The following is a 21,981-nucleotide window of genomic DNA, read 5'->3' as shown; positions in this document are numbered from 1 at the left end:
AATAAATATAGTAAAAGTGCATAAAAAAGTGTCTGAAATGAGCATAATAATAATACAAATTTGTGCAAAGTGACAAAAAGCACAAAATTAAAAAAAAAATATTGCAATTTTTATCTAAATGTTATATATTTTAGTTACAACGAAATGGAAACATTTCCAGAAACATTTCCAAAACCGTTTCCATGAAAAAGTAAAGTATTTTAAAGTTATTTAAAATATAAACAGTGGAAACAACAATATTATAATTTAGGAGGATATTTATGAGAAAGAAAGGACTTGTAGCATTTGGACTTGCAGCAGTTATGACAGCATCAGCACTTACGGGCTGTGGCGGTGCAAGTGATAAAAAGGAAAGTGGTAAGAAAGAAGCTAAAGGAACAGTTTATTACTTAAACTTCAAGCCTGAAGCTGATGCACAGTGGCAGGAACTTGCAAAGCTTTACACAGATAAAACAGGTGTTAAGGTGAATGTAGTAACTGCAGCAGCTAACCAGTATGAGACAACATTAAAGAGTGAGATGGGTAAGAGCGAAGCACCAACATTGTTCCAGGTAAACGGACCGGTTGGACTTGCATCTTGGAAAGATTATTGTTATGACCTTAAGGATTCTGATATTGCAAAACAGGTTACAAGTGATGATTTCTTGTTAAAAGATGGTGATGCAGTTGATGGTATCGGATATGCTATAGAATCTTATGGTATCATTTACAACAAAAATCTTTTAAAGAAAGCCGGATATACACAGGATGACATAAAGAGCTTTGATGATCTTAAGAAAGTTGCAGAAGACATAACAAAGAGAAGCAAAGACCTTGGATTCTCAGCATTTACATCAGCAGGTATGGATGGAAGTTCAGATTGGAGATTCAAGACACATCTTGCAAACCTTCCTATTTACTATGAGTATCAGAAGGATGGAATCGAGAATACAGATGCCATCAAGGGAACATATCTTGACAACTATCGCAATATCTGGAATTTATATATTAACAATTCCACAACAAGCTCTAAACAGCTTAGCACAAAGACTGGTGATGATGCAGTTGCAGAATTTGTTACAGAGAAAGCAGTATTCTATCAGAATGGTACATGGGCATACTCAGATATAGCAGACCTTGGAGATGATAATCTTGGAATGTTACCTATCTATATTGGTGCAGACGGAGAGGAAAACCAGGGACTTTGTACAGGTACAGAGAACTACTGGTGTGTAAATAAGAAAGCATCAAAAGAGGATATTCAGGCAACACTTGATTTCATGAACTGGTGTGTAACAGATGATACAGCAGTAAAATGTATGTGTGGTGCAGCAGGAGCTATGCCATCAGGACAGGATGGAATGGGATTTGTTATTCCGTTTAAAAAGAACCTTACTTCAGATAATCCGCTTGTAAACATTGCAAATGATTATGTAAAACAGGGTAAAAAACCTGTAACATGGAACTTTACAACTATGCCATCTGAGAAGTGGAAGAACGACCTTGGCTCTGCACTTACAACATATGCTTCTAAGCAGACTGATGCAAACTGGGATCTTGTAAAGAAAGCATTTGTAGATGGCTGGAAGAAAGAAGCAGCAGCAGCTAAGAAATAAATGCCGGAATGGTAATAGTTTATTTGTTAAATTGCGGTATAGACCGTAAAGTGACATGATAGAAATTATAGGCGGGGAAACGGTAAAATGTTTCCCCTCTATTAAAAATGAGTTATTGTTTGCATAAATAGTAGTGTAAGTAATGACAATAAGGGAACAAATATTAATAAATCAACTGTATTTTGGTTACTGTTCACAGGACAGTGAGCGGCAATGCATTTTGTGCTATGCACAGTGGAATGTGCAGAAATGAGGATTATTATGGAAAAAGCAATAAGAAAATACTGGCCGGTATTTGTGCTTCCTACTATGGCAGCATTTATGATAGGATTTATCGTGCCATTTATCGAAGGAATTTATTTATCATTTTGTAAATTTACCACTATCAAGGATGCTGATTTTGTGGGAATAGGCAATTATATCGAAGCATTTAAGGATACGACCTTCCCTCATGCATTTGGATTTACGGCAGTATTTGCGATAGTGACGCTTGTACTTGTTAATGTTCTTGCATTTGCACTTGCACTTGCACTTACACAGAAAATTAAGGGAACTAATATTTTTAGAACAATATTCTTTATGCCAAACCTTATTGGCGGTATTGTACTTGGATATATATGGCAGCTTATATTTGATGGTATATTCAGTCATTTTGATATGGCATTAAAACTTAATGCAAAATTAGGATTTTGGGGTCTTGTAATCTTAATCTGCTGGCAGCAGATAGGTTATATGATGATAGTTTACATAGCGGGTCTGCAGGCAATACCTGATTCATTAAGAGAAGCTGCTATGATTGATGGTGCAAACGCTTGGAAGAGACTTTTCCATGTAACTATTCCAAACATGATGCCATCGATAACAATATGTACATTCTTAACAATAACAAACTCATTCAAACTCTTTGACCAGAACCTTTCACTTACGGGTGGTGAGCCGCTTCATAAAACGGAGATGCTTGCATTGAATATTTATGATACATTCTATGGAAGAGTTGGATATGAAGGTGTAGGTCAGGCTAAGGCAGTTATCTTCTTCCTTGCAGTAATAGTTATCAGTATGTTACAGCTTAGACTTACAAGAAGTAAGGAGGTGCAGCAGTAATGAAAAAAGTAAAAGGAATTTTGGCTACATTATTATTTACGGTTATTTCAATTATATTTGTATCACCAATTATTGTTGTATTGATGAACTCTTTCAAGAAAAAGACATTTATCAATCTTGAGCCTTTTAAAATGCCGACATCAAAGAATTTTGTCGGATTGGAGAACTTTAAAGAGGCAATAACAAAATATGAATTTATTAAGGCTGTCGGTTGGACTGTATTTATTACGGTAGGCGGTGTAGTTCTTATTCTTGTGTGCTGTTCAATGTGTGCATGGTTTATCACAAGAGTACAGACAAAGATTACAAAAGCAATTTATCTTCTTTGTGTATTCTCAATGGTAATTCCATTCCAGATGGTAATGTTTACCTTATCAGGAACGGCAGATTCACTTGGACTTAATACACCATGGGGTCTTTTGATAATATATCTTGGATTTGGTGCAGGTCTTGCGGTATTTATGTTCTGCGGATTTGTAAAATCAATTCCTATTGAAGTTGAGGAGGCAGCTATGATTGACGGCTGCAGTCCTATAAGAACATTCTTCAGCGTTGTAGTACCAATGATGAAACCTACTCTTATATCTGTAGGAATACTTGAGGCAATGTGGATTTGGAACGATTTCCTTCTTCCATATCTTACACTTGATATAAAGAAATATAAGACAATATCAATTATCATTCAGTATATGAAGGGAAGTTACGGAAGAGTTGATATGGGTGCTATTATGGCTTGTCTTATCATGGCAGTTATCCCTGTTATAGTATTCTACTTATGCTGTCAGAAATATATCATCAAAGGAGTTGCAGCCGGAGCCGTTAAAGGTTAAAATACATTTTGCATGAAATATACTTTATCAGATGAAGTCATATGGTACTTTATCTGATAAAGGTGTTTTAGGGACTAAAAAGTTCTTAAATATCATGGAAATAAAAAAGTGAGGCAAATGTATGACTATAAAAGATATCGCCAGATTGTCAGGATATGGTATAGGGACTGTATCCAGGGTATTGAACAATCATTCTGATGTCAGTGACAAAGCAAGAAAAAAGATAATGGGAGTTATAGAAGAAAGTAATTTTCAGCCTAACAGTAATGCACGGCAGTTAAAGAGGCAGGCTGCGTCATCGCTTTCAATCATTGTAAAGGGAAATCAAAATATGCTGTTTGCAGATATTCTTGAGAAAATGCAAATGCTCCTTTCAAAAAATGGAGAAATTGCAGAAGTATCATATATAGATGAAGATGCAAACGAAGTGGAATGTGCACTTATGCTGTGTCGTGAAAGAAATCCTAAAGGAATTATATTTCTCGGCGGAAATCTTGATTATTTTGATGAATTTGAAGGAATAGATGTACCTTGTATTCTTGTCACAAATAGTGCCGGAAGTCTTAATATAAGTAATCTTTCATCATTTTATACAGATGATGAGGCAGCAGCATATAAAGTCGGCAGTTATTTTATAAAAAAAGGTCATAAAAAGATAGGTGTTGTAGGTGGAATATTGTCGGCAACACAGATAAGTTCTCTAAGATATGCGGGATGTATTCGGAGTTTTCAGGAAAATAATATACCGTTTGATGAGAAAAAAGGTTATGTGCAATGTCGATTTTCTATGGAGGACGGATATCAGGCAATGAAAAAACTTTTAAAGAATATGCCGGATGTTACGGCAGTCATTGCACTGAGTGATACGATAGCAGTTGGTGCGATGCGTGCAATATGCGATGCAGGAAAAAAAGTGCCGGATGACATATCGGTCATAGGATTTGACGGGATAAGTCTTTCAAATTACTGTATTCCAAGACTTACGACTATAAAACAAGACACGGAAAAAATGGCGAGAGAGGGAGTAGAGCTTATGTTGCGACAGATACATTACCCGGATGAAGGACGGGATGTATCTATACCATTTAAACTTCTTGAAAGAGAAAGTGTAAGAAATTTATAAGTATTAAAGTACATCACATAAAAAATATATATGAAATTGACATTATGATGTTATTGGACTTTGCATATATAACAGATAATGTTAGCCGACATATAGCGGGAGCGTGTCGGTATTGTTATAGCGTAAAAATCATCACTGCCTATAACAGTTTTATATTTCAAAAGTGTAAAAGGAGGAAAATATTTTGAGAAAAGCAGGAATTTTAATGCCTATCACATCATTGCCATCACCTTACGGTATTGGAACAATGGGAGAGGCAGCAAGAGAATTTGTCCGCTTTTTACATAAGGCAGGACAATCATATTGGCAGATATTACCAATATGTCCGACAAGTTATGGAGATTCGCCGTATCAGTCATTTTCATCATATGCCGGAAATCCGTATATGATAGATCTTGATGAACTTAGTGAAGCCGGACTTCTTGAAAAAGATGAGTATAAAAATATAGATTGGGGCAGCAACCCGGAGAAAGCAGATTATGGTTTGCTATATAACAGGAGATTTGGAGTTTTAAGGAAGGCTGCCAAGACTGCAGAAGAAAAATATCAGACAGAGCTTACAGAATTTAGAAAAGAAAATCATAAATGGCTTTCTGACTATGCTTTATTTATGGCAATAAAAGACGAGCAAAATGGAGTATCATGGCTTGAGTGGCCGGAAATTCTTAGAAAAAGAGATAACAAAGCTCTTGCAGTAGAAAGAGAAAAGTTAAAAGATGAGATAAAGTTTTGGGAATGTGTACAGTTTTTATTTTTTACACAGTGGAAAAAGTTAAAAGCTTATGCAAATGAAAATGGAATTAAAATAATTGGTGACATTCCTATTTATGTATCAAGTGACAGTGCAGATGTTTGGGCAAATCCCGAACAGTTTCAGCTTGATGATAATCTTATGCCGATAAGTGTGGCAGGATGTCCGCCTGATGGATTTTCAGCAGATGGTCAGCTTTGGGGTAATCCTTTGTTTAACTGGAAAGTCATGAAAGAACAGGATTATAACTGGTGGGTTGACAGAATAGCATATCAGACGCAGATATATGATATGCTTCGTATAGATCATTTTAGAGGGTTTGATGCATATTATTCTATCCCATATGGTGACAACACTGCAAGAAACGGAGAATGGAAAGAAGGACCTGGAATAGATTTGTTCAATGTTATAAAAGAAAAACTTGGAGAACTTCCAATCATAGCAGAGGATCTCGGATTTTTGACGGATTCAGTAAGAAAGCTTCTTAAAGATACAGGATTTCCGGGAATGAAAGTTCTTGAGTTTGCATTTGACAGCAGGGATACGGAGTCAGGATATCTGCCTCATCTCTATCCTAAAAACTGTGTTGTATATGCAGGAACACATGATAATGAGACAATTCTTGGATGGTTTGATACAATATCAGAAGAAGATGCAGAATATGCGAAGAAATATATGCGTCTTTCAGAAGCAGAAGGATATCATTGGGGAATGATGCGTACGGCATGGGCAAGCGTTGCGGATACGGCAATTATGCAGATGCAGGACATCCTCGGACTTGGAAAAAATGCAAGAATGAACACACCGTCAACACTCAGTGATAAAAACTGGAGCTGGAGATGTCTGCCGGGAGTGTATAATGATACGCTGGCAGATGTACTTCATCAGGAGATGAAGCTATATGGTAGAATTTAACTCTATCAGGTAAATAGCAGAGCGGATTGCAAATATCCGCCGTATAATGATTATGATATTGATTTATCACATAGAGATTTTAAAAAGCTGTGGTTTTATAGTGAAGCCACAGCTTTTTTGTGTTTTAGTAATTGAAATTTTTTTAGTATAATTTTGATGAATATAAACATTTCTTTGAGCATGTACACAGTTTTTGTTAGCGTAATGCAATTTAGCTTGCTTAAATGAAGATTGCATAATATAATGATTGCAAAGATATAAAGAAAAATGTATTTCAAGAGAATGCCAGAAAGGGGTGTTGGTGAGTGGGGAGATTTTTAAATCCGGATAATGCTGCATTTAAAAGGACATTAAATTCTAAAATATATATTGATAAAACGGAACTTCTTGATTTTACTAATCAGGTGATAAATACGAACGCAGCTTTTATTTGTAACAGCCGTCCGAGGCGTTTTGGAAAGTCTGTTACGGCAGATATGATTACGGCTTATTATAGTAAAGGGTGCGACTCAAAGAAATTATTTTCAGATTTAAAAATAGGAAGTTTGGATGGTTTTGAAGAAAGTTTAAACAAATATGATGTAATTCATTTTGATGTGCAATGGTGCTTAGAACCTGCCGGAAATCCGAAAAATTTTGTTAATTATATCACTGAAAATATAGTGGATGAGTTAAGAGAAAACTTTCCGCAGATTATAACTGAAAAAATAAGTTCGCTGCCCGATGCTTTGTCAAATATAAATGCTAAAACTGGAAAACAGTTTATAATAATTATTGATGAGTGGGATGTTTTGATAAGGGATGAGGCCGCTGAATTTGAGGTTCAGGATGAGTATATAAATTTTTTAAGAGGTCTTTTTAAAGGAACTGAACCTATGAAATATATAGGTCTTGCTTATATTACTGGTATTTTGCCAATAAAAAAATTAAAGACACAGTCGGCACTTAACAATTTTGATGAATATACCATGCTTGATGCAGGGGAACTTGCTGGGTATATAGGTTTTACACAGGATGAAGTTAAAACTTTGTGCACTGAATATGGAGCAGATTTTGAAAAAGTAAAACATTGGTATGATGGTTACCGGCTTGGGGATTACCATATTTACAATCCAAAAGCAGTTGTAAGTGTTGTTACAAAAAGACTTTTTCAAAGCTATTGGTCGCAGACAGGCTCATACGAAACGATAATACCATTGATAAGTAAAAATTTTGACGGACTTAAAAATGCAATAATTGAGATGCTTTCAGGAGATATGGTTAAGGTTGACACTGGAACATTTCAGAATGATGCAGTAAATTTTTCAAACAGGGACGATATAATAACATATCTTATACACTTAGGATATTTGGCATATGATGAGAAATGCAAGTGTGCGTATATACCAAATGAGGAAGTAAGACAGGAACTTTTAAAAGCAACAAGACAGAAGAAGTGGAAAGAATTTATTGAATTTGAGAAGCAGTCTGATAATCTTTTAGATTCAACATTAGATATGGATAATAAAAAAGTTTCTGAAATAATTGAAAAAATTCATATGGAATATGCATCAGTAATTAAATATAATGATGAAAATTCACTTAGCAGCGTTTTGACTATTGCATATCTTAGTTCAATGAAGTATTATTTTACTCCAATTCGTGAACTTCCGGCTGGTAGGGGATTTGCGGATTTTGTATATCTGCCAAAACCGGAATACACGGATTTTTATCCGGCATTAGTAATTGAACTTAAATGGAATAAAAATGTACGCACGGCGTTGGAACAGATTAAGCAGAAACAGTATCCGAAGTCACTTCTATCATATACCGGTGACATACTTATTGTTGGAATAATATATGACAAAAAGGATAAAGTGCATAAATGTGAGATTGAAAGGTATGAGAAATAATGATACCGTTTACATTTCCCTCGTCATAGACGGTGTTATCCCATACTTATTTTTATAAAGCCTGTTAAAGTGCGACAGATTGTTGAAACCACAGTCACCGGCTATCTCAAGCACGGTGTCCTCAGTGGTGAGCAGTCTGGTTCGTGCTTTTATCAGGCGAAAATCATTAAGATATTTAATAAAACTTGTTCCCATATGATTTTTAAAAAACTTCATAAAATGTGACGGGCTGTAGTGACATATATCAGCTATCTTTTCAATCGGAATTTCTTCATTATAATGCTGTTCCATATAAGTAAGTATTTCTTTTATTTTATCTACCGATTTTTCTGATTTTTTATTAACTTCCGTTTTAGGCGGATGCCTTATCATAATGTGTATAAGTTCAAGCAGGCATGACTTGATGGCAAGCTGGTAGCCAAATTCTTTTTTATCACACAGAACATCCATAGTATTTATAATCTTCACAAAATGGGAATAAAAAGAATATCCCATATGCACATGAGTTACAATAGGAAAATCACCATTAAAAAAAGGAGTCAGATATTTGGACATGGTTATATCATTTGTCGCAAAACTGAGAAGTTCCTTTTTAAAAATAATATTTTCATACTCCAGTTTATCGCCGATAGCACAATCAATAGAATGAAGATTTTCAGGGAGAACCACAAGGATATCACCTGCCGATAGCTGATGCGTAGTAAGGTTAAGCGTAACTTTAGCCGAACCATGCTTGATAACAATAAGTTCCATATCATTGTGCCAGTGCAGGGGAACACTCGGAAAATCAATAGGGATAGAACATGGATAAGTATTAAATAAAAATTCCGCACTGGAATGGGTCTTTGTTTCATGGTATTTATTTTTTTCAATTTCATTCATATGTAAAACCTCCCAAAAGATAATTTGCACCATTTATGTACTGTTACACGGTGACAACATAGCGAAAGCGTGCCGACGGTATTATTTGCTACAGATACACAATCATCACAGCACATAACAGTTTCGCGTCCGTTAAAAAAATATCTCTAAATGATAGTATTGTATCATATCGTGCTAGGAAAAGACAAGAAGTACACTTACTAAAATGATATATTATAGTCACAAAGTTAAGAGAGTTGCCGCACATAAAAATGTGTCAGGTGACAGGAATTAAAAATTCACATTTTATTGTGAATAAGGATATGGATAAGAGATAGAGAATTTTATGTTACAAAGTAAACAACAATGCGTGTAAAATGGAGGATTATTATGGATATCAAAAACACTTTAGAGCAGAAGCTTGGAAAAAGTATTGCTGACAGCAGCAAACAGGAAATTTATGTTGCACTTTTAAATATCACGAAAGATATGTCAGAGGAAAAAGTGCAGGAGGACACAGGAAAGAAAGTTTATTATATTTCGGCAGAATTTTTAATAGGAAAACTTCTTTCTAACAATCTTATAAATCTCGGAATTTATGCTGATGTAAAGAAAGTCCTTGCTGACAACGGCATAAGTCTTGCAGAGATTGAGGAGATTGAGGCAGAGCCTTCACTTGGTAATGGTGGTCTTGGCCGTCTTGCAGCGTGCTTCCTTGATTCGATAGCAAGTCTTGGACTTAACGGTTCTGGTATTGGTCTTAACTACCATCTTGGATTATTCAAGCAGGTATTTGAGAATAATAAGCAGAAAGAGACTGCAAATCCATGGATTGAGGAGAATACATTCCTTAGAAAAACAGATGTGAGCTATCCTGTAAAATTTAAAGATTTTACTGTTCAGTCGAGAATGTATGAGATAGATGTAACAGGATATGACAACAGAACAAATAAACTTGAATTGTTTGACCTTGATACTGTAGATGATAGTATTGTAGGAGATGGAATTGATTTTGATAAGAAAGATATTGCGAAAAATCTTACATTATTCCTTTATCCTGATGACAGTGATGATGACGGAAGAAAACTCAGAATTTACCAGCAGTATTTCATGGTAAGCAATGGTGCAAAACTTATAATAGATGAGTGTAAGAAAAAGGGAAGTAACCTCCACGATTTATATAATTACGCAGTAATCCAGATAAATGATACACATCCTACAATGGTTATACCTGAGCTTATCCGTCTGCTTATGGAAGAGGGAATTGATATTGATGAGGCAATCGAGATTGTTTCAAAGACTTGTGCATATACAAACCACACAATTCTTGCAGAAGCACTTGAAAAATGGCCTATTTCATTCCTTAAGGAAGTTGTACCACAGCTTGTGCCTATCATAGAGGTGCTTGACGATAAAGTACGCCGCCGCTTTGATGATGAGAGCGTGGTTATCATTGACAAAAATGATACAGTACATATGGCTCATATCGACATTCATTACGGCTTCAGTGTAAACGGTGTAGCTGCACTTCACACGGAAATCCTTGAAAAATCAGAACTTAACAACTTCTATAAGATTTATCCTGAGAAGTTTAACAATAAAACAAACGGTATCACATTCAGAAGATGGCTTCTTCATTGCAATCCTGAACTTACAGACCAGCTCACAGAATGGATTGGTGACGGTTACAAAAAGGATGCAGAGGAACTTAAGAAACTTGAAAAATATCTTTCTGATAAGGATGCACTCGACACACTTCTTAAGATAAAAACTGATAACAAAGCAGATTTTGTTGATTATATAAAGAGAACTCAGAATATCACACTTAATCCTAATTCAATATTTGATATTCAGGTTAAGCGTCTGCATGAATACAAACGCCAGCAGTTAAATGCATTATTTGTGATTCATAAATATCTTGAGATTAAGAAAGGGAACATACCTGAGACACCAATCACAGTAATATTTGGTGCAAAAGCAGCTCCGGCATACATTATAGCAAAAGATATAATTCACCTTATCTTATGTTTGCAGGAGATTATCAACAATGATCCGGAAGTAAATAAATATCTCAATGTTGTTATGGTAGAAAACTACAATGTAACAATGGCAGAAAGACTTATTCCGGCGTGTGATATATCAGAGCAGATTTCACTTGCATCAAAAGAAGCAAGCGGAACAGGAAACATGAAATTCATGCTTAACGGAGCAATCACACTTGGTACTGAGGATGGTGCAAATGTAGAAATCCACCAGTTTGTAGGTGATGACAATATTTACATCTTCGGAGCAGAGAGTGACGAGGTAATAGCACATTACGCAAACTCTGACTATGTATCAAGAGATTACTATGAAAAAAATCCTGCACTCAAAGAGGCGGTTGATTTTATTACAGGTGATGCAATGCTTAAAATTGGTGATGAAACACAGCTTAACCGTCTTAAAAATGAACTTTTAAACAAAGACTGGTTTATGACATTCCTTGACTTTGACAGTTATGTAGAGACAAAGGAAAAAGCATATGCTGACTTTAACGACAGAGAGGCTTGGGCAAAGAAGATGCTTGTTAATATAAGCCAGGCAGGATTTTTCTCATCAGACAGAACTATTGCACAGTACAATGAGGATATTTGGAAACTGTAATTTAACACTATCAGGATCAGGAAAGTAGCACGCTCCTATTGTGTAGAGAGATAAGTGATGGGTGGGGACTTGCAAGTATCAGGAGAGGGACAAGCAAATTCTGATATGCTGCGATAGCAGCTAGTGTGATAAAAATTAACAGGTCAGTACACAAGTAGAGTTATGAGCAAGCAGCAGATTGGATTGTAAATATCAACTTGACTTGTAAAAAATGGGAACAAAATAGATTGCCGTAAGGCATGATAAAAAATATGCTTGAAATTTTCTTAAACCGGAAAACGGTGAGATTATTTCGGGCATATTTTTTTGTTATATTTAAGTTGATGTTAATTCTTGACAAATTGGTCTATCCATGATAGACTGCAACCAGTCTATTGTGAATAGACCGGAAAGGAGGTGAAGATAGAGTGGATATTGAATTAGGTGAAGTACAGGCAAAGTTTGCTGATATAATATGGGAGAGAGAACCAATATCATCGGGAGAGCTGACAAAAATCTGTGGGAAAGAATTAGGGTGGAAAAAATCAACCACATATACAGTTCTGAAAAAACTTTGTGAAAAAGGAATTTTTCAAAATATCAATGGAACAGTTACATCAAAAATTTCTAAAGATGCGTTTTATTTTGCAAAAAGTGAAAAACTGGTAAATGAAAATTATAAGGGATCAATACCAATATTTTTGGCAGCGTTTACAAGCAGAAAGAAACTTTCAGAAAAAGATATTGATGAAATTCAGAAAATGATTGATAAGATCAGGGAGGAGTAGAAATGAGACAAATGTTTTTTGCAATTCTTGATAATGTCTGGGTTGCCAGTATTATGATATTAGTTGTTGTTCTTATTCGTATTTTTATGAAAAAAATTCCGAAATTTATATATCCTCTATTATGGGGCTTGGTCGGATTAAAGTTGTTGAGTCCTTTTGATATTCGTAGTTCGTTGGGGCTGCTTCCCAGCAGTAAGATTGTGGAATATGGCAGTCAGGAGCAGGCTCCGGTTATAATTAGAACTGGTTTAAATATTGTGGACGATGGCATTGATAGTTATATTTCAAATAATGCACAGGCTTCTGCGCCTATTGATAAAGGAATCGGATTTTTGGATGTATGTATTTTTCTTTGGTTAGCAGGAATTTTTGTATTGGTCTTATATATGCTTGTATCATATATTGTTATCCGAAAAAAGGTTTCACAATCTATTAATATTGAAGAAAGGGTGAGTATTTGTGATGAGATCAACAGTCCTTTTTTGTTAGGCGTGATAAAACCTCAGATATTTATTCCATCAGGCATAAAAAAAGATAAATATGATTATATATTGACCCATGAAAAAATGCACATTAAACGAGGGGATCATTTATGGAAACCATTAGGTTTTTTACTTCTTAGTATATATTGGTTTAATCCGTTTTGCTGGATTGCATATTATTTGTTTTGCAAAGATGTGGAACTTGCCTGTGATGAAAAGGTTATCAGCAAGCGTGACTCTTTGTGGAAAGCAAATTACTGTCAGACCTTGTTAGAATGTAGTACAGATACTGGAAAAATGATTTTTGCTCCACTGGGATTTGGAGAGATAGGCGTAAAAGAGAGGATTAAAAAAATTATGGTATATAAAAAGACAAAATTAAGTGTCGTTATTTTAGCTATTGTTATTTGTGGTATTATTGTAATATGTTTTGGAACAAGGAAAAAAGTTTCAGATGCTTCAAAAAATTCTGCAGGGCAGGAAAAGACTGTTGCAAAAGAAAAGGATAGCACGAAGCAGGATGAGATTATTGGACAAAAGCCGGTGGTAGATGTGAATACTTCTCCTGGAGCAGATGGTACACAGTTGTATTATGGAGATGAAAATAAGATTATTTTTGGTGGTTATTATGGTTTATTTGTTTACGACACAGAAAACCAAAAATATATTCAGAGTGTTGATTTAAAACCGATAGGCTGTAATATGACGCAGGGTGACGGTGCCGTTGAGATAATGGTTAAGAAAGGTGGAGAAGTCGTATATCTGCATAAAATGTCTGATAAGGAAAATATGTATGAATATTCTGTTGAGAATAATACATTTGTGAAAAAGAAATATAATCTTGATAAGAAGGCTTTATATCATGGAGCTACTACTGATAACGGATATGTGGAAGCAAGATTTAAGACTAAAAAAGGAAAAGTAAACTCATATATTTTTGTAAATGATTACCTCAATTTGAGTGAACTCGCATATAGGCGTATAGGACAGGATATAGAAGAAAAAGATGATTTGGTATTCCCTTTGTTTATAGAAGAACATTTGAGAAGTGCGTCTTATTTTACAAGTTCAGATGTATATAATATTGTGCGTGCAGAGATTGAATATGATGGAAAGCATTATGTATGTAAAAATAAGAAAGTTCTTGCAGATATTGAAAAAGGATATGCCAATGCCCAAAAAGGAAAAGGTCTTTCTGCTTGTCCGTTCACTTATGTAATGTATTTGACGAGAAAGGATGGGGTTATCGGTATGGTCATACCGGCAATGGACAGCTGCAAGGCTTGTGTTATGGGGGATGGCTGGTACGAACAAGATAATTCGCTTTCAATGAGTATTTATGATATGATTGAAAAGGGGTGGTTTAAAGCTGAGTAATTCATGATATAAAAGGAGAAATCAATGCAAACTCTTTAGATGGATTTTTTATGTGTTTGCCCTGATGCTGAATTAGTGTAAATATTGCAATTTTGTTATCCGGTATGTATAATATACGAAAGTATATTTATGCTGGTTGGAGGTGTGTTATGAAACAGGATATATTGAATGAACTTGTAGATGGGATTATAAAAATTCTTAATAAAAAGGTTAATCGGATTATTTTGTACGGTTCTGTTGCGAAAGGAACAAATACAGAAGAATCAGATGTTGATATAGCAATGCTGATTGCCGGAGATTTAAGTGAAAAGTTAGAAGATTCTTTATCAGATTTTATAGTTGATATGAATTTAAAATACGATAAAGTATTTTCGGTAATAGATATTAATATTGATGATTTTAATAAATTGGAAAAGACAATACCTTTTTACCGCAATGTAAATGAGGGGGTTATTTTGTGGAAGGCAGCGTAATAGACTTATCAAGATTTTTTTGTTATTTCTAAAGCACAGGTTGAAGAACAGATTCAAAAGGCGGAGCAGGTTATTGGCTTGATAGAACCTTATTTAAAGGTTCGTTGGGAACAAAATAGATTGCCGTAAGGCATAAAAAATATGCTTGAAATTTCTTAAATCAGAAGATGTACTGATGGGGGATTTTGGGCATATTTTTTTGTTAATTGCATTTTTGAAAATAAAATTTCAAGAAATCAGATTTCAAGGAATAGGATTTTATATTATCAGGAATACTTATTTATAAATAATTTTGTTATCAGCTATGCGATGGGAATTCGTGCTGGTGGCTTGGTTGCAAATATAGTGCAGTAGATTGGAGATTATCATGAATAAGAAAATTATTAAAACAGCTTCTGTTATCGCTGTAGGAGCGGGAGCAGCGGCTTTGTATAAGGGTAAGTTTGCAAAAGACAATGACTCGGACAGTGGTTCGTGCCGATGTAAAAATTCAAATGGAAAAGATGCTGACAAAAAGTCAATGACAGATAAAGTTATTGAAAAATGGTGTCAGTATGTTGATGATAGTGATGGAAAGATTAAAAGCAAAAACAGAGGCAATGCTACAGATAATTATGAAAAATCTGACTATCAGAACACGGAGCGTGGAAAATACGATAAGAACAGCAAAGGCATTTACTATGCAAGCGGCAACTACGAAGCATTTGCAAGACCTAAAAAGCCGGTCGGTATCGAGGAAAAATCGGCATACATCGTGGGAAGTGGTCTTGGTGCACTTGCTGCAGCATGCTTTCTTGTGAGGGATGCAAAGATGCCGGGAGAAAATATTCATATCCTTGAGGCACTTGATATTGCCGGCGGAGCGTGTGACGGTATAAACGATGCTTCGAGAGGATATATAATGCGTGGCGGTCGTGAAATGGAGGATCATTTTGAATGTCTGTGGGATTTGTTCAGGAGTATTCCATCTTTGGAAAATAAAGACGAGTCGGTTTTGGACGAATTTTATTATCTGAATAAAGAAGACCCAAATTATTCGCTTTGCAGGGTCACAACAGACAGGGGGAAAGATGCAGAACTTGGTGGAAAGTTTGGACTTAGCCGCAAGGGATGTATGGAGATTATGAGATTGTTCTTTACTTCCGATGAACAACTGTATGATAAAAAGATAGAAGATTTTTTTGATGATGAAGTGTTTGACTCAAACTTCTGGCTTTATTGGAGAACAATGTTCGCTTTTCAAAACTGGCACAGTGCATTGGAAATGAAACTCTATTTTAAGAGATTTATCCATCACATAGCAGGACTTCCTGATTTTTCGGCATTAAAATTTACAAGATACAACCAGTATGAATCACTTATAATGCCTATGCTTAAATATCTTGAAAATGCAGGTGTTTCATTTAAATTTAACGCTGAGGTAACAAATGTTATATTTGACATTGACGGAAAGAAAAAGACAGCGAAAACTATTGAGTGTGTAGTGGCGGGCAAAAATGAAGAAATAAAACTTACAGATAATGACCTTGTTTTTATCACAAACGGAAGCTGCACGGAAAGTACAATATACGGCGACCATGAACACGCACCGACAGGTAGTGCAAAGATAAGAAAAAGCGGCTGTTGGAGTCTTTGGAAAAATATCGCAAGGCAGGACATGGCATTTGGAAATCCTGAAAAATTTTGTTCGGATGTTGAAAAGTCAAAATGGGAATCGGCAACCATTACAACATCGGATGAAAAGATAATTTCATATATAGAGAAGATATGCAAGAGAGATTCACGCTCAGGGAAAGTTGTCACTGGCGGAATTGTGAGCTGCAAGGATTCTTCATGGCTGCTTAGCTGGACGATAAACAGGCAGGGACAGTTCAAAAAACAGAAAAAGGATGAAGTATGTATATGGGTTTACGGTCTGTTTACTGAGGCTGTCGGTGATTATATACGAAAACCGATGAAAGACTGCTGTGGCTGGGAGATTGCGGCAGAGTGGCTTTACCATCTTGGAGTCCCTGGAAATGAGATTGATGAGCTTGCAAAAGAGTGTACAAACTGCATACCGACAATGCTTCCTTATATAACTGCATTCTTTATGCCGAGAAGGAAAGGTGACAGACCGGATGTTATCCCTGACGGAAGTGTAAATGCCGCATTTTTAGGACAGTTTGCCGAGACACCGAGAGATACGATATTCACAACGGAATATTCAGTAAGAACAGCTATGGAAGCGGTTTACGGATTGTGTGGAGTAGACAGGGCAGTACCGGAAGTCTGGGGCAGCACATATGATATAAGAGAACTGGTTGAGAGTTCGGTAAGACTTATGGATGGAAAGTCACCGCTTGACATGGAACTTCCAAAGCCGTTAAATATGGTGAAAAATGCGGTCTTAAAGAAAATTAAGGGAACAGATATAGAGAAACTTTTAAAAGAGCATGGTGTTTTGAATGAAGGGCAGGCTTGAAATGCTTATTTGAGCGATTAGCAGAGCGTACCACGAATATCCGCTTGACTGTAAGGATTTAGACTTAAAATGAAATAGTGCTCAATGCTATAAAAATAGTCAAAAAGTGTGTAAGTATTATTTAGAGCAGCTTACACACTTTTTCTAAATTGTGTTACAATGAACACATTATTGTTCATCATGTGCAAAAAGATGTATTGATTTATGGTACAATTCTAAATACCAGATGCTATTATATTGAAGCCCGGACAAGAAATAACAGGCGTTCTGACATAATAGCAGATTACAAAGGCAGAAGGTTTATTATTGAGTTAAAAATCTGGCATGGAGATGAATATAACTCACGGGGGAAAAAGCAGTTGTTTGATTATCTTGAGTATTATAAACAGAATAAAGGTTATCTGCTTAGTTTTAATTTTAATAAGAACAAAAAGACCGGGGTAAATGAGTTGGATTATAATGGTAAGAAGATACTTGAAGTAGTGGTATAAAAGAAGTAGAATACAACAAATAGTAAGATAAATCAGGAGGACTAAAATGAATAATACAAACGAACCAAAGTGGCTTGACAACGCAGTTTTTTATGAAATCTATCCGCAGTCATTCAATGACACAAATGCTGACGGTATAGGTGACATAAATGGTATTACGGAGAAACTTGACTACATAAAGGATTTAGGCTGTAATGCCATATGGGTAAATCCATGTTTCAAATCACCTTTTGGTGATGCGGGTTACGATGTTGAGGACTATTATATGGTTGCACCAAGATACGGCACAAATGAGGACCTTGCAAATCTTTTCAAAGAGGCACACAAGAGAGATATGCACATACTCCTTGACCTTGTTCCGGGACATACTTCCGTGCAGCATGAGTGGTTTAAGCAGTCCATGAAAGCTGAAAAGAATGAGTTTACGGACAGATATGTATGGACTGACAGTATTTGGGAAGAACCACAGGGGATGGGCTGCATCAGAGGAATTTCAGACAGAGACGGTTCATGTGCGGTCAACTTTTTCTCACACCAGCCGGCACTTAATTACGGATATTATAAGCCTGAGCGTCCGTGGCAGCAGTCTATGGATGATGAGGGACCAAAAGCCACACTTGAAGCAATGAAAGATGTTATGCGTTTTTGGCTTCAGATGGGAGCAGACGGTTTCAGGGTAGATATGGCAGGCTCACTTGTAAAAAATGATGAGGATGGAAAAGGAACGATAAAACTCTGGCAGAATGTAAGGGAATTTCTTGATAAAGAATTTCCAAATGCAGCTATGGTTTCAGAGTGGGGAGAGCCTGACAAATCACTTCAGGGTGGCTTTCATATGGATTTCCTTCTTCATTTTGGACCGTCACATTACAATGATTTGTTCCGATGTGAAGAACCTTTCTTTTCATCAAGAGGAAAAGGTGATGTATCAGCCTTTGTAGAAAAGTATCTTGAAAATTATGAGAAATCAGAAAAGAAAGGACTTATGTGTATTCCATCAGGAAATCATGATATGGGACGACTTTCACAGGAAGTAAAAGGTGATGAACTTAAAGTTGCATTTGCGTTCCTTTTATCAATGCCTGGAGCACCGTTTATCTATTATGGTGATGAAATCGGAATGAAATATGTAGAAGGACTTACATCAGTAGAGGGCGGATATGGAAGAACAGGTTCAAGAACACCTATGCAGTGGGATGACAGTTTAAATGCAGGTTTCAGTAATGCCAAGAAAGAAATGCTCTATATCGCACAGGACAGTGATGAAAATCGTCCGACAGTTAAGAATCAGGCGGCAGATGAAAATTCACTTTACAATGAAATAAAGAAACTCATAAAAATAAGAAAAGAGCACACGGCACTCTTAAGTAAAGGTGAGATAGAATTCGTAGCAGCAAAAAAAGACACATATCCTCTTGCTTATGTAAGAAGCAGCGAGGGTGAGAAAATTTTAGTTGTCATAAATCCGTCAGCAAAAGAAGTAACATTTGAATTTGATGCAAGACTCGGAGAAACAATCTACAGCTTCGGCGGAAGTGTAGAAAGTGACGGCAAGACTGTAAAGGCATCAGGACAGACAGCAGCGTTTATAAAACTTGACTAAATCAATTTTTACATTTTGAGAAAAGTATTATAAACATCATAAAAAACTCGGACAAAAAACTTACCACATTCAATGTGGAAGTTTATTTGTCCGTTTTTTGTATGTTCATTTATTTACAACAGGTTTTTGTATGCTCAATTTCAGAATTAAACAAATTACTCTGTATAAAAGCAATTACAGTAAAAGTAACAGTTCAGCCTTTCATTTCTTACATTCATAAACCTGCCAGCGAGCTGTCAGTCGCTGCTTTGCAACTTTTGTTTATTTCATTTCAGAAATGAAAGGCTATTCTACCATAAAAAGGTACTTAACAATACAATGAACAAGCTCATTGTATTGCTAATTATCTTTTTATGGCTGAACTGTTACCAGTAAAAATAATTCAAATCATGTTAAAGTTGCATAAAAATTAAAAAAGTTGTATAATTGATATGTTGAAGTTGCACAAAAAATATTGGTGATAATTTGTTTGATTTTCAAAAAAGAAAAAAGGGATTTTAGTGTGAAAAATACATATATGCAGGATTTTATTGTAGAAAAAATGATTTTTCACACACAAGATTTGTGTCTGTGCACACTTGACACAAACTTGATATGCAAAAAATGTGTGCAGAAATGAGGTATAATATGAAAAACATTAAAGTAAAGTTTAAAATGTTATTTATTATGACAGGGGTTCTTGTAATTTTGTTATTTGGGACTATATTTTCAGCCATATGCATGAAAAATCAAAACAACGAATCTATAGTTGAGATAGAGGGCAGTATAAGAAGTTCATATGATGACAGCATCAAATCGGAAGTTACGGCGGCAGTATCTGTCGCGAAACACTATTACGGTCAGTATAAGAGCGGGATTCTTACAGAACAGCTCGCTAAGAAAAATGCTGCTGATGAGATTCGTGATATGAGATACGGTGACAGCGGCTACTTCTGGGTAGACCAGTCTGACGGAACAAATGTAGTTCTTCTTGGAAGTGACACTGAGGGAACAAACCGTATGAATACAAAAGACTCAAATGGATTTACCATGGTTAAACAGATGATAGAGGATTCTGTTAAGAATAACGAGGCATATACCGACTATTATTTCCCTAAGGAGGGAGAGACAGAGCCTTCACCAAAGCGTTCTTATACATATTATTATAAAGAATTTGACTGGGTCATCGGAACAGGAAATTATACGGACGATATAGACAAAACAGTTGCGGTCAGACATGATGAACTGACAAAATATTCAAACAACATGACAAAAATCTATATTGCCGTAAATGGTACGATAGGAATTGTGCTCATTGCAGTTATAATCCTTATAATCGCAAATATAGTTAAGCCGCTTGAAGCTGTTGGCAGAGAGCTGGGTGTACTTGAAAGTGGTGACTTTACAAGCGAAATAGACGATAAGTATTTAAAAAGGAGAGATGACTTTGGTATTCTGGCAAACAGACTTGAGACTATGCGTGCAAATCTTTCAAGTCTGATAGGTGATGTGAAAACAGGTGCAGGTGACATAAAGAATGTAGTAGGTGAGATAACAAATGATATGGGACTGCTTAATTCTGATATAGAGGATGTTTCTGCAACGACAGAGGAAGTTGCGGCATCAATGGAAGAAACAGCAGCTACGACAGAGAGTATAGATTCGATGTCGCATGAGATAGAAGATGCGGCAAAAAATATTGCATTGAGAGCACAGGATGGTGCAAATCATGTTGAACAGATATATAAGAGAGCAAAAGAAGGTAAAGAAAATGTGGCATCTATAAGAGAGAAAGCAAGTCAGACAAAAAAAGCCATGAAGAGTGAACTTGAAAAAGCGATGGAGGAGGCAAAAGTTGTAGACCAGATAAATGTACTCGCCGATTCTATCATGGAAATTACAGAACAGACAAACCTTCTCTCACTTAATGCATCTATTGAAGCAGCAAGAGCGGGTGAGGCAGGAAAAGGTTTTGCTGTTGTTGCAGACGAGATAAGAAAACTTGCTGAACAGTCAAAAGAAAATGTTGAAAATATACAGGGTGTGACGGATGCCGTAAAAAATGCAGTTGAAAATCTTAAGAGTGATGCACAGCAAATGCTTGAATTTGTTGAAACGGATGTTACTGACAGCTATCATAAATTTGATGAGCTTGCTGGATTTTATAATGAAGATGCGACAAGTGTAAACGAACTTGTATCAGATTTTAGTGCTACATCAGAAGAATTGCTGGCATCTATCTCATCAATAATTGATTCGATAAAGGGTATAAGCATTGCCACTGAGGAGAGTGCTAATGGAACGACGAACATAGCAAACAGGACTGTTTCGATTGCAGAAAGGTCTTCAGTTGTCAATGACAACTCAAAGACGGCAGAGGAGAGAGCGAATAAACTCAGTGAGGGAGTTGCTAAGTTCAAAATTTAGATATAGTGTAGATGCAGTTTAGACATAAACAAAACAGTTTATTAAAAATGTGCTAAGATAATATTGAAATTTATAAGGAAAGGTTGTATTCTATAAATCAATATATGATGAAAAAAATTGGTTTAAGGGTGAAAACGGACATTTTTATATAAATATCAGAAAAAATATAATGGTCAAAATACCTTTTGATACCAATATAATAAA

Annotated in this window: 15 protein-coding genes; 14 read left to right on the top strand and 1 reads right to left on the bottom strand. The window is 35.7% G+C overall.

The genetic code is table 11. From position 1 onward, the window contains the following. Positions 1–260 precede the first annotated feature (260 nt). The 6 genes from DWZ63_RS05705 (at position 261) to DWZ63_RS05680 (ending at position 8,210) form a co-directional block, all read left to right on the top strand. Positions 261–1,595 carry an ABC transporter substrate-binding protein gene (locus DWZ63_RS05705; protein WP_022014266.1) on the top strand — a complete coding sequence of 445 codons (1,335 nt, stop codon included), beginning with the start codon at positions 261–263 and terminating at the stop codon, positions 1,593–1,595. A gap of 261 nt (positions 1,596–1,856) precedes the next feature. Continuing rightward, positions 1,857–2,699: a sugar ABC transporter permease gene (locus DWZ63_RS05700; RefSeq protein ID WP_022014265.1), complete on the top strand. Its 843-nt coding sequence runs from the start codon at positions 1,857–1,859 to the stop codon at positions 2,697–2,699. After that, complete coding sequence (locus DWZ63_RS05695) at positions 2,699–3,529, top strand: carbohydrate ABC transporter permease (RefSeq protein ID WP_022014264.1); 831 nt, start codon at positions 2,699–2,701, stop codon at positions 3,527–3,529. The genes DWZ63_RS05700 and DWZ63_RS05695 overlap by 1 nt, the downstream gene beginning before the upstream one ends. 121 nt (positions 3,530–3,650) lie before the next feature. Beyond that, on the top strand, positions 3,651–4,652 hold the full coding sequence (locus tag DWZ63_RS05690) for a LacI family DNA-binding transcriptional regulator (protein WP_022014263.1): 1,002 nt from the start codon (positions 3,651–3,653) through the stop codon (positions 4,650–4,652). A 181-nt stretch (positions 4,653–4,833) separates the two neighbouring features. After that, entirely contained in the window at positions 4,834–6,318 is a 1,485-nt protein-coding gene (malQ, locus tag DWZ63_RS05685; RefSeq protein WP_118499087.1) for a 4-alpha-glucanotransferase, read from the top strand. 305 nt (positions 6,319–6,623) lie between these two features. Beyond that, the gene (locus tag DWZ63_RS05680; protein WP_118499086.1) at positions 6,624–8,210 is read left to right on the top strand and encodes an AAA family ATPase; all 1,587 of its coding nucleotides are present in this window, start codon (positions 6,624–6,626) and stop codon (positions 8,208–8,210) included. Positions 8,211–8,219: 9 nt separating this feature from the next. Here the strand turns inward: DWZ63_RS05680 and DWZ63_RS05675 are convergent, their stop codons facing one another. Continuing rightward, positions 8,220–9,092, bottom strand: coding sequence for an AraC family transcriptional regulator (locus DWZ63_RS05675; RefSeq protein WP_022014261.1), 873 nt, complete (start codon positions 9,090–9,092; stop codon positions 8,220–8,222). Between the two features lie 369 nt (positions 9,093–9,461). Between DWZ63_RS05675 and DWZ63_RS05670 the strand changes: the two genes are divergently transcribed. The 8 genes from DWZ63_RS05670 (at position 9,462) to DWZ63_RS05635 (ending at position 21,777) form a co-directional block, all read left to right on the top strand. Next, complete coding sequence (locus DWZ63_RS05670; protein WP_055944776.1) at positions 9,462–11,714, top strand: glycogen/starch/alpha-glucan phosphorylase; 2,253 nt, start codon at positions 9,462–9,464, stop codon at positions 11,712–11,714. A 407-nt stretch (positions 11,715–12,121) separates the two neighbouring features. After that, positions 12,122–12,481, top strand: coding sequence for a BlaI/MecI/CopY family transcriptional regulator (locus DWZ63_RS05665; RefSeq protein WP_118499082.1), 360 nt, complete (start codon positions 12,122–12,124; stop codon positions 12,479–12,481). Positions 12,482–12,483: 2 nt separating this feature from the next. Continuing rightward, positions 12,484–14,340: a M56 family metallopeptidase gene (locus DWZ63_RS05660; RefSeq protein WP_118499080.1), complete on the top strand. Its 1,857-nt coding sequence runs from the start codon at positions 12,484–12,486 to the stop codon at positions 14,338–14,340. 149 nt (positions 14,341–14,489) lie between these two features. Further along, a complete protein-coding gene (locus tag DWZ63_RS05655; RefSeq protein ID WP_118499078.1) occupies positions 14,490–14,813 on the top strand; it encodes a nucleotidyltransferase domain-containing protein in 324 nt (107 codons plus the stop codon). Between the two features lie 673 nt (positions 14,814–15,486). Then, positions 15,487–17,277, top strand: coding sequence for an oleate hydratase (locus DWZ63_RS05650; protein WP_347474831.1), 1,791 nt, complete (start codon positions 15,487–15,489; stop codon positions 17,275–17,277). A gap of 149 nt (positions 17,278–17,426) precedes the next feature. Then, positions 17,427–17,768 carry a GxxExxY protein gene (locus tag DWZ63_RS05645; RefSeq protein WP_118499076.1) on the top strand — a complete coding sequence of 114 codons (342 nt, stop codon included), beginning with the start codon at positions 17,427–17,429 and terminating at the stop codon, positions 17,766–17,768. Between the two features lie 46 nt (positions 17,769–17,814). Then, complete coding sequence (locus tag DWZ63_RS05640) at positions 17,815–19,371, top strand: alpha-amylase family glycosyl hydrolase (RefSeq protein ID WP_118499074.1); 1,557 nt, start codon at positions 17,815–17,817, stop codon at positions 19,369–19,371. A gap of 627 nt (positions 19,372–19,998) precedes the next feature. Beyond that, complete coding sequence (locus DWZ63_RS05635) at positions 19,999–21,777, top strand: methyl-accepting chemotaxis protein (RefSeq protein WP_118499072.1); 1,779 nt, start codon at positions 19,999–20,001, stop codon at positions 21,775–21,777. Positions 21,778–21,981 lie beyond the last annotated feature (204 nt).

This window comes from Clostridium sp. AF34-13 (assembly GCF_003477845.1).
Lineage (GTDB): Bacteria > Bacillota > Clostridia > Lachnospirales > Lachnospiraceae > Butyribacter > Butyribacter intestini.
The sequence above is the reverse complement of the archived record's forward strand: the minus strand, read 5'-3'. Positions and strand labels throughout refer to the sequence as shown.

Bases quoted from the DNA above. Each gene is read 5' to 3' on its own strand.
- DWZ63_RS05705 (WP_022014266.1), top strand. From the start codon at position 261: ATGAGAAAGAAAGGACTTGTAGCATTTGGACTTGCAGCAGTTATGACA.
- DWZ63_RS05690 (WP_022014263.1), top strand. From the start codon at position 3,651: ATGACTATAAAAGATATCGCCAGATTGTCAGGATATGGTATAGGGACT.
- DWZ63_RS05635 (WP_118499072.1), top strand. From the start codon at position 19,999: ATGAAAAACATTAAAGTAAAGTTTAAAATGTTATTTATTATGACAGGG.
- DWZ63_RS05700 (WP_022014265.1), top strand. From the start codon at position 1,857: ATGGAAAAAGCAATAAGAAAATACTGGCCGGTATTTGTGCTTCCTACT.
- DWZ63_RS05695 (WP_022014264.1), top strand. From the start codon at position 2,699: ATGAAAAAAGTAAAAGGAATTTTGGCTACATTATTATTTACGGTTATT.
- DWZ63_RS05675 (WP_022014261.1), bottom strand. From the start codon at position 9,092: ATGAATGAAATTGAAAAAAATAAATACCATGAAACAAAGACCCATTCC.
- DWZ63_RS05660 (WP_118499080.1), top strand. From the start codon at position 12,484: ATGAGACAAATGTTTTTTGCAATTCTTGATAATGTCTGGGTTGCCAGT.
- DWZ63_RS05670 (WP_055944776.1), top strand. From the start codon at position 9,462: ATGGATATCAAAAACACTTTAGAGCAGAAGCTTGGAAAAAGTATTGCT.
- DWZ63_RS05655 (WP_118499078.1), top strand. From the start codon at position 14,490: ATGAAACAGGATATATTGAATGAACTTGTAGATGGGATTATAAAAATT.
- DWZ63_RS05640 (WP_118499074.1), top strand. From the start codon at position 17,815: ATGAATAATACAAACGAACCAAAGTGGCTTGACAACGCAGTTTTTTAT.